We start from the raw sequence: 13,837 nt of genomic DNA, 5'->3' as shown, positions 1-13,837 counted from the left end.
GGAGGATACTATGAATTTTGAAAAAATAGAACAGGCTTATTCGCTTTTGTTAGAGAATGTCCAGGAGCTCCAAAATACTCTTTTGACGAATTTTTATGATGCTTTGGTCGAGCAAAATGGGGTTTATCTGGATGGAAATACAGAGCTAGCTATTGTCAAAAAAAATAATGAAACACTTAAATCTTTGAAATTAGATAAAGAAGAATGGCGACGAGCATACCAATTTTTGCTGATGAAAGCGGCTCAAACAGAGCCTTTGCAAGCTAATCACCAATTTACTCCAGATTTTATCGGGTTTATCCTAACATTTCTCATTGACCAATTGAGTAATAAAGAACATATTGATGTGTTGGAAATTGGTAGTGGAATGGGAAATTTGGCAGAAACCATTCTTAATAATACAAATAAAAACGTGGATTATCTAGGACTGGAATTGGACGATCTGCTAATTGATATATCAGCCAGTATCGCAGATGTGATGGATGCAAAAGTTAGTTTTGTGCAAGGTGATGCGGTGCGCCCGCAAGTATTGAAAGAAAGCGATGTGATTATCAGTGATTTACCAGTTGGCTTTTATCCTGATGATAACATTGCGACGCGCTATGAAGTGGCTAGTAGACAGGAGCATACTTATGCTCATCATTTGTTAATGGAACAATCGCTCAAGTATCTCAAATCGGATGGTTATGCTATTTTCCTTGCACCAAATGATTTACTGACTAGCACACAAAGTGATTTATTAAAAAATTGGTTGCAGAAGCATGCACAAATAGTTGCAATGATTGCGTTACCAGAGTCTCTTTTTGGAAATGCAGCATACGCTAAAACAATTTTTGTACTGAAAAAGCAAGATGAACAAGCTGTCCAACCATTTGTTTATGCTTTATCTGATTTGCAGAATCAAGCGGATTTATTGACATTTAGCGAAAAGTTTCAAAATTGGAGCCAAGAAAGTGAAATTTAAACAAGTTTTTGATATAATAAATGAAAACGCTTAAAAGAGGTAATTTATGTCAAAAACAATTTCAATCAATGCCGGAAGTTCTAGTCTAAAATGGCAATTATACGAAATGCCAGCTGAAAAGGTCATCGCTAAGGGGTTAATTGAGCGAATTGGTCTCAAAGATTCCATTTCAACGGTCAAATTTGATGGTCGTGCGGAGAAACAAATTTTAGATATTGATGACCACACACAAGCTGTTAAAATTTTGTTAGATGATCTAATGCGCTTTGGTATTATTAAAGCCTATGATGAAATCACAGGTGTCGGTCATCGTGTCGTTGCAGGTGGTGAATATTTTAAAGAATCTGCACTTGTGGATAGCGAAGAAGTGATTCAAAAAGTAGAAGAATTAGCGCTTCTTGCACCACTTCATAACAAAGCAAATGCAGCAGGAATTCGTGCATTTAAAGAATTGTTGCCAGACATTACAAGTGTCGTTGTGTTTGATACGTCATTTCATACAACAATGCCTGAAAAAGCTTACCGTTATCCATTGCCAACTAAATATTATACTGAAAACAAAGTGCGTAAATATGGTGCGCATGGAACAAGTCATCAGTATGTTGCCAAGGAAGCCGCTAAAGTGCTTGGCAAACCGCTTGAAGATCTGAAACTAATTACTTGCCATATTGGGAATGGTGCTTCTATTACAGCAGTCAAAGGTGGTCAATCTGTTGACACTTCAATGGGCTTTACTCCGCTAGGTGGCGTGATGATGGGAACTCGCACAGGGGATATTGATCCAGCGATTATTCCTTATCTGATGGAGCATACAGAAGATTTGAATACGCCGGAAGATATTAATCGTATTTTAAATCGTGAGTCAGGTCTCTTAGGGGTATCTGAGAAATCCAGCGACATGCGTGATATTCATGCCGCTATGCGCGCTGGTGATGCCAAAGCACAGTTGGCGAATGACATCTTTGTTGATCGTATTCAAAAATATATTGGTCAGTATCTGGCTGTTTTAAACGGAGCAGACGCCATTATCTTTACCGCTGGAATTGGTGAGAATTCTGTGACGATTCGTCGATTAGTTATTGAGGGAATTTCTTGGTTTGGTTGTGAACTTGACCCAGAAAAGAATGTTTTTGGTAATTATGGAGATATTTCAATGCCAGATTCCAAGGTTCGAGTGCTGGTTATTCCAACGGATGAAGAATTGGTTATTGCTCGTGATGTTGAACGATTTAAAAATCAAAAATGAAATGTTAAAAGATTGAACCTAGAGCAATCATATGGAAGAAAAGGCTGGTTTTATCCAGTCTTTTTGTTTCTAGTTATGAAGTAGCGGATTATTTAGATCATAGATTGAATGTTCAATAGACTATGCCCAAAGTATACTTTGATGTTGTAAAGAAAACGTTTAGAGCAGATTACTTTTTTGTTTATAGAAGACAACTAAATTTGCTTGAAGTCTCTTGGTTGCACCGCCCTTCTTTTTTGAACTATACCAATTTTATTGTTGACAAATTCACAATAAAATTATATACTGACTTAGCTTGTTTTGTATAGCTATTATTAGACTATACCAATTTAAAAAATCAAAGAAGGAGATGGCAGACTTCTGAAAGTCGTTTGCTAGAAAGAATAGTATGTGTGGAATTGTCGGAGTTGTTGGAAATCGGAATGCAACAGATATTTTAATGCAGGGTCTAGAAAAATTAGAATACCGGGGATATGATTCAGCGGGAATTTTTGTGACAAATGGGAAAACATCTAGCTTAGTCAAATCGGTTGGTCGTATTGCCGACCTTCGTTCAAAAATCGGGATTGATGTAGCTGGAACGGCTGGTATTGGGCATACACGTTGGGCAACACACGGAAAACCAAGTGAAAGCAATGCGCATCCGCATACGTCTCAAACTGGACGCTTTGTTTTAGTGCATAATGGTGTTATCGAAAATTACCTAGATATTAAGAATACATATCTTGCTGAACATGATTTGAAGGGTCAGACAGATACAGAAATTGCGGTTCACTTGATTGGAAAATTTGTTGAAGAGGACGGACTCTCAGTACTAGATGCTTTTAAAAAAGCGCTCCACATCATTGAAGGTTCCTATGCTTTTGCTTTAATGGATGCAGAGGATGCAGACGTGATCTATGTGGCGAAAAATAAATCACCGCTCTTAATTGGTCTGGGAGAAGGCTACAATATGGTCTGTTCGGATGCTATGGCGATGATTCGTGAAACCAGCGAATACATGGAAATTCATGATAAAGAACTGGTAATTGTGACCGCTGACAGCGTAGAAGTGCAGGACTATGACGGGAATCCAATTGAGCGCGATAGTTATACTGCGGAACTTGATTTATCAGATATTGGCAAAGGCACTTATCCTTACTATATGCTCAAAGAAATTGATGAGCAGCCAACAGTGATGCGTAAGTTGATTCAAGCATATACAGACGATAATGATCAAGTAGTTGTCGATCCAGCTATTATAAACGCTGTTCAAGAGGCTGATCGGTTGTATATTTTAGCGGCTGGAACTTCTTATCATGCTGGATTTGCAACCAAGCGGATGCTGGAAGAATTGACAGATACACCTGTGGAATTAGGGATTTCTTCAGAATGGGGCTACAGATGGCCATTACTGAGCAAGAAACCAATGTTTATCCTGATTAGCCAATCTGGTGAGACGGCCGATAGCCGTCAGGTTTTGGTTAAAGCCAATGCAATGGGGATTCCGAGCTTGACTGTAACCAATGTTCCAGGTTCCACTTTGTCTCGTGAAGCGACTCACACGATGTTACTTCATGCAGGACCAGAGATTGCCGTAGCTTCTACCAAGGCTTATACAGCACAGATTGCGACTTTGGCTTTTCTAGCAAAAGCAGTTGGAGATGCCAATGCCAATGAAAAAGCAAAACAGTTTGATTTAGTGCATGAATTATCCATTGTGGCGCAAGCCATTGAGGCTACGCTATCTGAAAAAGACAGTATTGACGAAAAAGTACATGAGTTACTCGCAACAACACGCAATGCTTTCTATATCGGTCGAGGACAAGACTATTATGTTGCTATGGAAGCCAGCCTAAAATTAAAAGAAATTTCCTATATCCAGTGTGAAGGATTTGCTGCTGGAGAGTTAAAACATGGAACGATTTCTTTGATTGAAGACGGTACGCCAGTAATAACCTTGATTTCTTCCGATGAACAATTGGCCAGTCATACTCGCGGCAATGTATCAGAAGTTGTGGCGCGTGGTGCAAATGTTTTGACCGTTGTAGAAGAAAATGTAGCAAAAGAAGGGGACGATATTGTTTTAATGTCTGTTCATCCATATCTGTCACCAATTTCTATGGTCGTGCCGACACAGTTGATTGCTTATTTTGCAACTTTGCATCGCGGTTTAGATGTAGATAAACCACGAAACCTTGCTAAATCTGTTACAGTAGAATAAAAAGAAGAATCATCGAGTAAAGTACTTGGTGATTTTTTGTAGCATTGACATAAAGTGAAAAAGTTAATTTTGGTGAAATTGAGGAAAATGAAATTAGAAAAACTATTGTTAAGATTATAGTTCAAAATATCAAAAATTATGTAATTTTTTACAAAAATCTATTGACTTTTTGTTTGGAACACTGTATAATTACAATTGTAAACGGAAAGAGACAAAATCCGTTACACTCGCCAAAACAAGATGAATTTCTAGAGGTATTTTGCTAAAAGAATTTCATCTCTATTTTGGGAGATAATAAAAATTATGTAAACTATTAAACTGCCTTTGATAAATATAAATCCAAAAGATAGAGTTGCTCACTTTGTCTTATATTTTAAGCAGTTTCAAAAATTATGTAAAACACAAGCGAGGTGCAGATATGAATAATAACTATAACAACTTTGATAACATGGATGATCTTTTCAATCAATTGATGGGAAGAATGGGCGGTTTTAACAGTGAAAATCGGCGTTATCTTATCAATGGACGTGAAGTGACACCGGAAGAATTTGCACAATATCGTGCAACAGGTAAATTACCGAAGCAAGTAGCGGAAGGTCAGACATCACAAATGCAGGGGCAAGCAGGTGGACTCAAACAAGATGGTATTTTAGCGAAGTTAGGGCGTAATTTGACAGAAGAAGCGCGTCAAGATATGTTAGATCCTGTTATTGGACGCAATAAGGAAATTCAAGAAACGGCTGAAATCCTTTCTCGGCGGACGAAAAACAATCCAGTATTAGTCGGAGATGCTGGAGTTGGTAAGACTGCAGTTGTCGAAGGTTTAGCGCAAGCGATTGTTAATGGAGATGTTCCTGCAGCCATTAAGAATAAAGAGATTGTTTCTATTGATATTTCTGGTTTAGAAGCAGGTACACAGTATCGTGGTAGTTTTGAAGAAAATATTCAAAATTTAGTATCTGAAGTGAAAGAGGCTGGCAATATCATTCTCTTCTTTGATGAAATTCATCAAATTCTCGGCGCTGGAAGCACAGGCGGTGATAGTGGATCAAAAGGTCTAGCAGATATTTTGAAACCGGCTTTATCTCGTGGTGAACTGACAGTTATCGGTGCGACGACTCAGGATGAATATCGAAATACCATTTTGAAGAATGCAGCTCTAGCTCGTCGCTTCAATGAAGTAAAAGTCAATGCTCCATCTGCAGAAGATACTTACAAGATTTTGCAAGGAATTCGTGATTTATACGAAAAACACCACAATGTCATCTTGCCAGATGAAGTGTTAAAAGCTGCCGTGGACTTCTCTATTCAATATATTCCACAACGCAGCTTGCCAGATAAAGCGATTGACCTAGTGGATGTGACAGCGGCTCATTTAGCAGCTCAACATCCTGTTACAGATGTGCATACAGTGGAACGTGAAATTGCAGAGCAAAAGAAAAAGCAAGAAGCTGCGGTTGAAAAAGAAGACTTTGAAACTGCTTTGAATGCCAAGATGCGTATTGAAGAGCTAGAAAAAAAGATTGAAAATCATACGGAAGACATGAAAGTGACTGCAACTGTCAATGATGTAGCCGAATCTGTAGAACGTATGACGGGTATTCCTGTTTCCCAAATGGGGACTAGTGATATTGAACGGTTGAAAGAGATGAATGCGCGATTGAAGACAAAAGTCATTGGACAAAACGAAGCAGTTGAAGCAGTGGCGCGCGCTATTCGTCGGAATCGTGCAGGTTTTGATGAAGGAAATCGTCCGATTGGTAGCTTCCTCTTTGTCGGCCCAACTGGTGTTGGAAAAACAGAGCTAGCGAAGCAATTAGCGCTTGATATGTTTGGTACTAAAGAAGCCATTATCCGTTTGGACATGTCTGAATACTCTGACCGCACGGCTGTGTCGAAGTTGATTGGTACAACAGCTGGTTATGTCGGCTATGATGACAACAGCAATACCTTGACAGAACGTGTTCGTCGGAATCCATACTCAATCATTTTACTAGACGAAATTGAAAAGGCCGATCCGCAAGTCATCACATTGTTACTACAAGTTTTGGATGATGGTCGTTTGACAGATGGGCAAGGAAATACTGTCAACTTTAAGAATACAGTTATTATTGCTACGTCTAACGCTGGCTTTGGTTATGAAAGCTTTACAGGTGATGAGGAAAAGGATAGGAAGATTATGGATCGCTTAAAACCATACTTCCGCCCAGAATTCTTGAATCGCTTCAATGCAGTCATTGAATTCTCTCATCTTGGTAAAGAGGATTTAGCTGAAATCGTCGACTTGATGTTGGATGAAGTCAACCAAACACTTGCCAAGAAAGACATCACGTTAACAGTAACAGATGCAGCCAAACATTATCTAGCAGAAGAGGGATATGATGAAGTTATGGGTGTTCGTCCGCTTCGTCGTGTGATTGAGCAACAAATCCGTGATAAGGTAACAGACTATCATCTTGATCATTTAGATGCGAAACATCTTCTTGCAGATTTGAAAGATGATGAATTAGTTATCGAAGAAGCGAAAGAGCATCAAACTAAAAAATAAACAGAAGAGTAACGCCGGAGCGGATTTCCGGCGTTTTTTAAGTGTGCTTAATTTTCAGGTCCAAGAGTGAACAGTTGCTTGTGTAATTCTTGGTCTTTTTGTTACCGCTTACATCTTTTATAATAGACTTAGAAAGAACAAATAAAATAGAAAAAAGGAGAGTTAAAATGAACATCATTTTAAACATTCTGAACTGGTTCTCGCAAAATATTTTGCAGAATCCAGCCTTCTTTGTAGGTCTTTTGGTTCTCATTGGCTATGCGTTATTGAAAAAACCAGCGCATGATGTCTATGCTGGTTTCATCAAAGCGACAGTTGGTTATATGCTGTTGAACGTTGGGGCTGGAGGTTTGGTAACAACTTTCCGTCCGATTTTAGCGGCTCTGAACTTTAAGTTTAAGATTGGTGCAGCGGTAATTGACCCTTACTTTGGATTGACAGCGGCAAATACAAAGATTGCAGAAGAATTTCCAAACTTTGTCGGAGCAGCAACAACAGCACTCTTGATTGGTTTTGGTGTCAACATCCTGCTCGTTGCTCTTCGGAAAATTACGAAAGTACGGACGCTGTTCATTACAGGTCATATCATGGTTCAACAAGCAGCGACCGTTTCATTGATGGTTCTTCTCCTTGTTCCTCAATTGCGTAATAGCTGGGGCGTGCTGGCAATCGGTGTCATCTGTGGACTTTACTGGGCAGTCAGCTCTAATATGACAGTAGAAGCAACACAACGTTTAACTGGTGGCGGTGGTTTTGCGATTGGTCACCAACAACAATTTGCGATTTGGTTTGTGGATAAAGTTGCAGACAAATTTGGCAAGAAAGAAGAAAATCTTGACAATTTGAAGTTGCCAAAATTCTTGTCTATTTTCCATGATACAGTGGTTGCTTCGGCGACGTTGATGTTGGTTTTCTTTGGAGCTATTCTCTTAATTTTGGGTCCGGATATCATGTCCAATGCAAAAGTCATTACATCAGGTACAGTTTACAACCCTGCTAAGCAAGATTTTTACATGTATATCATTCAAACAGCCTTTACTTTCTCAGTTTATCTCTTTGTCTTGATGCAAGGGGTGCGGATGTTTGTAGCAGAATTGACGAATGCCTTCCAAGGTATCTCTAACAAATTGCTTCCTGGTTCATTCCCAGCTGTGGACGTTGCAGCTTCTTATGGTTTTGGTTCACCAAATGCGGTGCTTTCAGGATTTGCTTTTGGCTTAATTGGTCAATTGATTACCATTATGCTCTTAATTATCTTTAAGAATCCAATTCTTATTATCACTGGTTTCGTTCCAGTATTCTTTGATAATGCAGCGATTGCAGTTTATGCGGATAAGCGTGGTGGCTGGAAAGCGGCGGTTATCCTGTCCTTTATTTCAGGTGTATTGCAAGTAGCGCTTGGTGCTCTCTGTGTGGCACTTCTCGGTCTGGCTTCTTACGGTGGTTACCATGGAAATATTGACTTTGAATTCCCTTGGCTTGGTTTTGGTTATCTTTTCAAATATCTTGGCATTGTAGGTTACATTCTTGTTTGTGTATTCTTGCTGATTATTCCACAACTACAATTTGCCAAAGCAAAAGACAAGGAAGCCTACTATCGTGGTGATGTTCAAGCAGAAGAATAAAAATAGATTTAAATATTGGAGGAAAATAATATGGTTAAGGTATTAACAGCGTGCGGAAATGGCATGGGCTCATCTATGGTGATTAAGATGAAAGTAGAAAATGCTCTGCGAAAATTAGGACAAACAGATTTTACCGTCAATTCTTGCAGTGTTGGAGAAGCAAAAAGCCTTGCTTCTGGTTATGATATTGTCATTGCTTCTCTTCATTTGATTCATGAATTGGATGGACGGACAAATGGTAAATTGATTGGTCTGGATAATCTGATGGATGACAAAGAAATTACTGAAAAATTGTCTCAGGTACTAGAGTGATGAGGACGACTGACCTTGTCATAAGATTGATACAATAGGAAAGGATGAGGGGCTTAGAGCAAACGCTCTAGCCTCATTCACTTAACAAGAATAGAACTTGGACGAAAATGTTAGAACGGATAGGAAGCGGTAGTTTCTTTAGAAAAGGACTTTTTCTTATTCTTATAACTGATGAAAGGAAACATGATGAACCTAAAGCAAGCATTGATTGAAAACAACTCCATTCGTTTAGGTCTTTCTGCTTCAACTTGGCAAGAAGCGGTCAAACTTGCTGTTGACCCTTTGATTGAAAGTGGAGCTGTTAAACCTGAATATTATGATGCTATCATCGAATCCACAGAAGGATATGGTCCTTACTATATTTTGATGCCCGGTATGGCTATGCCGCATGCACGACCAGAAGCTGGTGTTCAAAGAGATGCTTTCTCTTTGGTGACGTTGAAGGAGCCTGTAACTTTCTCGGACGGAAAAGGCGTGAGTGTTTTGTTAGCTCTTGCAGCAACGAGTTCAAAAATTCATACGAGTGTTGCAATTCCACAAATCATTGCTCTTTTTGAATTGGAAAATTCTATTAATCGTTTGTTAGCTTGTCAAACAGAAGCAGAAGTTCTAGCTTTGATTGATGAGTCAAAAAATAGTCCTTATTTAGAAGGATTGGATTTAGATAGTTAGTAAATGGTTGTGTTTCAATATATTAGAAAATAGAAAGTGAGAAAATGATGTCAAAACATATTCCAAATTTACAAGTTGCACTGGATCATTCCGATTTGCAAGGAGCTATTAAAGCAGCTGTCTCGGTAGGTCATGAAGTAGATGTTATTGAAGCAGGAACAGTTTGCCTCCTGCAAGTCGGCAGTGAGTTGGTAGAAGTGCTGCGTAGTTTATTTCCTGATAAAATCATCGTAGCTGATACTAAATGTGCTGACGCTGGTGGGACAGTTGCTAAAAATAATGCCGTACGCGGTGCGGATTGGATGACTTGCATTTGTTGTGCGACGATTCCAACCATGAAAGCAGCCCTGAAAGCTATACAAGAAGAACGCGGTGAACGCGGTGAAATTCAGATTGAGCTCTACGGTGATTGGACTTATGAGCAAGCTCAGACTTGGTTGGATGCTGGTATCTCGCAAGCCATTTATCACCAATCACGCGATGCCCTTCTTGCTGGCGAAACTTGGGGTGAAAAAGATCTCAATAAAGTTAAGAAATTGATTGAAATGGGCTTCCGTGTGTCTGTGACAGGTGGTTTGAATGTGGATACACTCAAACTCTTTGAAGGAGTGGATGTTTTTACCTTTATTGCTGGACGCGGTATAACAGAAGCTGAAAATCCAGCAGCAGCAGCGCGTGCTTTCAAAGACGAAATCAAGCGAATCTGGGGGTAAGTCATGGCACGTCCAATTGGAATTTATGAAAAGGCGACACCGAAACATTTTTCTTGGCAAGAACGGTTAGAATTTGCCAAAGAAATGGGCTTTGATTTTGTGGAAATGTCGGTTGATGAGTCAGATGCTCGGCTGGCACGTCTCACTTGGTCCAAAAAAGAACGTCTAGAGCTTGTCAAAGCCATCTATGATACCGGTGTGCGGATTCCCAGCATATGCTTTAGCGGTCATCGGCGTTATCCATTAGGCTCAAACAATCCTGAACTAGAAGCTAAATCGCTTGAAACGATGAAACAATGTATCGAATTAGCACAGGATTTAGGCGTGCGGGTCATTCAATTAGCCGGCTATGATGTTTATTATGAAGAAAAATCGTCTGAAACACGCGTTCGTTTCTTAAAAAATCTGCGACGAGCATGTGATTGGGCTGAGCAGGCGCAGGTCATGCTGGCGATTGAAATTATGGATGACCCATTTATCAACAGCATTGAAAAATATCTGGCTGTGGCGAAAGAAATCAATTCGCCTTATCTCTTTGTCTATCCAGATACAGGTAATGTTTCTGCTTGGCATAATGACCTTTGGAGTGAATTTTACCTTGGTCATCAGGCAATTGCTGCGCTGCACTTAAAAGATACCTATGCCGTGACGGAGCATTCTAAAGGGCAATTTCGAGATGTACCTTTTGGCAAAGGTTGTGTCAACTGGGAAGAAATGTTTGCCGTTTTGAAAAAAACCAACTACCAAGGACCGTTTTTGATTGAAATGTGGTCTGAAAATTGTGAAACGGTGGAAGAAACCAAAGCAGCTATCAAAGAAGCGCAGGATTTCCTTTATCCACTCATTGAGAAAGCAGGGTTATGAGAATGTTAGTACCAGAATTACGAGAACGTGTCTATAAAGCCAATATGGAGCTTCCAGAGCACGGATTAGTGAAGTTTACTTGGGGAAATGTTTCGGCGATTGACCGCGAGAAAGGTTTGATTGTCATCAAACCTTCTGGTGTGGCGTATGAAAATCTATCTCCAGAAAATATGGTTGTGACAGATTTGGATGGCAATATTGTCGAAGGTAATCTCAATCCGTCATCAGATTTGCCGACGCATGTTGAGTTGTATAAAGCATTCCTAGAGGTTGGCGGTATTGTCCATACGCACTCGACAGAAGGTGTGGCTTGGGCTCAAGCAGGACGTGATATTCCTTGTTATGGCACGACGCATGCTGACACTTTCTACGGTGCTATTCCTTGCGCTCGTGCTTTGACAACTGAAGAAATCAATGGCGAGTATGAAAAAGAAACTGGTAAAGTCATTGTTGAAGAATTTGCCAAGCGTAGCTTAGATCCACTCGCAGTAGCAGGTGTAACCGTCCGCAACCACGGACCATTTGCTTGGGGGAAGGATGAAAAGTCTGCTGTTTATAATGCAGTTGTACTTGAAGAAGCTGCTCGCATGGCACGCTATACGGAAGCTATCAATCCAACTGTTGCAGAAGTACCGCAAGAGCTCAAAGATAAGCATTACCTGCGGAAACATGGCAAGAATGCTTACTACGGACAGAAAAAGTAAGAACGACGATAAGAAACCTATCAAGGGGTGGAACGATTACTATGATTCAGAGTGTCATGGTTGGCAGTTCCACACCCTGCTTTTCTCATTCTGCTTCCGCAACAAACTCAAAGATAACCAAAATAACAGATGGACTCGTTTCAATCTCGTAGGAAGATGTGTGAAAAGATGTTATAATAATTTACAGTCCCTTTCAAGGAGTAAATGATGATACTATTGGACCAGACAAGTTGTGACTTACTAAGATACCTCATTCAGCTGAAAGAGCCAGAAACGATTATGACGATTTCACGGGCAACCAATCAATCGCGGAGGAAGATTTATTATCATTTGGAAAAAATCAATGACGCTTTGGCAGAGGTTGGTGAAATGATTAGCAGTCGTCCGAGGGTAGGGATTGTCTTAACTGCACAGCAAAAAGAGTTATGCCAATCCTTGCTGGAAGGAGTCGATTCTTATAGTTATGTCATGAGCATGACCGAGCGCATGCAGTTGACTGTTCTGTATATTTGTGTTGCAAACAAGCGTGTCACCATTGAAAAACTGATGGAATTGACCGAGGTGTCTCGGAATACCGTTCTTAATGATTTGAACGAAATCCGCAATCAGTTAGCTTCAGAGCAGTATCAAGTCAACCTTACATCCACAAAAGCGCAAGGATATCTTTTGAAATGTCATCCACTCAATAAAATCCAATATGTACATTCTCTCTTGTATCACATTTTTGCAGAGGGAAATCATAGTTTTGTTACGATTTTAACAAAGAAGATAAGGAATTTTGTTGGTGATGAGATTCTTCTGTCGGATGATTTACAAAACTTTCTTAACCAAAGGGTACAAGATGTAGAGCAAGACTTAGGTAAGAAAATCAATCGCCATGAAATCAAATTTATGTTGCAAGTCTTACCATATCTTCTGTTGAGCTGTCGAAATATGGCTTTAAGTGAGGAAGAACAGGAAGATTTGAAGCGTGAGTTTACCTTGATTCGCAAGCGGATTGAATATCAAGCAGCTAAACATTTGAATAACAATTTAGGGGCGACATTTGGCTTGAAACTAAATGATATTGAGATTTCACTCTTAACTGTTCTTTTGCTTTCTTACCGGAAAGATCGGGATATTCATGCAACCAGTCAAGATTTTGTCCAATTAAAAGAAGCGATTGATGAGTTTATCTGGCGTTTTGAAGTTAGTTCGCACTTTGAAATTGAAAATAAAGAAGATTTGTTGCGGAATTTATTGACGCATTGCAAAGCTCTACTATTTCGTAAAACCTACGGCATTCTGTCTAAAAATCCATTGACACGACAGATCAAGGAAAAATATGCAGATTTGTTTGCAGTCACTAAATCTTGTTCTGTGATTTTAGAGGAAGCTTGGCTTATTTCATTAACCGATGATGAAGTTGCTTACCTTGCCTTGCACATGGGTGGATTCTTAAAACATAATCGTGCTGAAAAACAAGATGCCAAACGGATTTATTTAGTCTGTGATGAAGGAGTAGCTGTGCAGAAATTGCTACTCAAACAGTGCTTGTATCATTTACCAAATGAAAATTTAAGTGCTGTTTTTACGACAGAACAATTCAAAAGCGTTGAAGACATTTTAGATGTGGATTTATTAATTACGACAAATGACGGATTGGAAACCACTCTACCAACGATCCAGGTTCAGCCCATTTTGGATTACGAGGACGTATTGAATATTACTTCTTTTGTCAAAGATCAAGCTCTTTCGACTAAAGGAGTACGATTTAGTCAAGAGTTAGAGCACCTTTTAGCGTCTTACATCAAAGATTCAACTCGCACACAAGAGCTGAAAAATAAAATTCAAAAACTTGTAAACGAAGAATTATTATCAACTTCAACGGAAGAATGAAAGAATGGATGACTAGCTAGGGATAGAATTCCCGGCTTTTTTAGGTACTAAAAATAGTCCAATCTTGAACACAGCCTTGTGCTTTATTTGGTCTTTTTTTCTCTCTTA

Annotated in this window: 11 protein-coding genes; all 11 read left to right on the top strand. The window is 39.5% G+C overall.

Annotation, left to right across the window (positions count from 1 at the left end; all coding sequences use genetic code 11):
• Window positions 1-10: 10 nt before the first annotated feature.
• A complete protein-coding gene (locus tag SCSC_RS08235) occupies window positions 11-964 on the top strand; it encodes a class I SAM-dependent methyltransferase (protein WP_006269998.1) in 954 nt (317 codons plus the stop codon).
• A gap of 46 nt (window positions 965-1,010) precedes the next feature.
• Window positions 1,011-2,210, top strand: a complete 1,200-nt coding sequence (locus SCSC_RS08230; RefSeq protein WP_006269979.1) for an acetate kinase — start codon at window positions 1,011-1,013, stop codon at window positions 2,208-2,210.
• Window positions 2,211-2,598: 388 nt separating this feature from the next.
• Window positions 2,599-4,413 (top strand): glutamine--fructose-6-phosphate transaminase (isomerizing), encoded by a 1,815-nt coding sequence (gene glmS / locus SCSC_RS08225; RefSeq protein WP_006269970.1) that lies wholly within the window; start codon window positions 2,599-2,601, stop codon window positions 4,411-4,413.
• A gap of 418 nt (window positions 4,414-4,831) precedes the next feature.
• Window positions 4,832-6,961 (top strand): ATP-dependent Clp protease ATP-binding subunit, encoded by a 2,130-nt coding sequence (locus SCSC_RS08220; RefSeq protein WP_006269986.1) that lies wholly within the window; start codon window positions 4,832-4,834, stop codon window positions 6,959-6,961.
• A gap of 167 nt (window positions 6,962-7,128) precedes the next feature.
• The gene (gene ulaA, locus SCSC_RS08215) at window positions 7,129-8,586 is read left to right on the top strand and encodes a PTS ascorbate transporter subunit IIC (protein WP_003070775.1); all 1,458 of its coding nucleotides are present in this window, start codon (window positions 7,129-7,131) and stop codon (window positions 8,584-8,586) included.
• A gap of 30 nt (window positions 8,587-8,616) precedes the next feature.
• A complete protein-coding gene (locus SCSC_RS08210) occupies window positions 8,617-8,898 on the top strand; it encodes a PTS sugar transporter subunit IIB (protein ID WP_003032305.1) in 282 nt (93 codons plus the stop codon).
• A gap of 186 nt (window positions 8,899-9,084) precedes the next feature.
• The gene (locus tag SCSC_RS08205) at window positions 9,085-9,570 is read left to right on the top strand and encodes a PTS sugar transporter subunit IIA (protein ID WP_006269994.1); all 486 of its coding nucleotides are present in this window, start codon (window positions 9,085-9,087) and stop codon (window positions 9,568-9,570) included.
• A gap of 47 nt (window positions 9,571-9,617) precedes the next feature.
• Window positions 9,618-10,283 carry a 3-keto-L-gulonate-6-phosphate decarboxylase UlaD gene (locus SCSC_RS08200; protein ID WP_003032302.1) on the top strand — a complete coding sequence of 222 codons (666 nt, stop codon included), beginning with the start codon at window positions 9,618-9,620 and terminating at the stop codon, window positions 10,281-10,283.
• Window positions 10,284-10,286: 3 nt separating this feature from the next.
• On the top strand, window positions 10,287-11,147 hold the full coding sequence (locus SCSC_RS08195) for an L-ribulose-5-phosphate 3-epimerase (RefSeq protein ID WP_006270002.1): 861 nt from the start codon (window positions 10,287-10,289) through the stop codon (window positions 11,145-11,147).
• A gap of 2 nt (window positions 11,148-11,149) precedes the next feature.
• Window positions 11,150-11,851: an L-ribulose-5-phosphate 4-epimerase gene (locus tag SCSC_RS08190; RefSeq protein ID WP_006269976.1), complete on the top strand. Its 702-nt coding sequence runs from the start codon at window positions 11,150-11,152 to the stop codon at window positions 11,849-11,851.
• A gap of 207 nt (window positions 11,852-12,058) precedes the next feature.
• On the top strand, window positions 12,059-13,729 hold the full coding sequence (locus SCSC_RS08185; RefSeq protein WP_006269999.1) for a BglG family transcription antiterminator: 1,671 nt from the start codon (window positions 12,059-12,061) through the stop codon (window positions 13,727-13,729).
• The last annotated feature ends 108 nt before the right edge of the window (window positions 13,730-13,837 follow it).

Source organism: Streptococcus constellatus subsp. constellatus, assembly GCF_023167545.1.
GTDB lineage: Bacteria > Bacillota > Bacilli > Lactobacillales > Streptococcaceae > Streptococcus > Streptococcus constellatus.
Note: the sequence above shows the minus strand (reverse complement) of the source record. Positions and strands in the feature narration are given on the sequence as shown.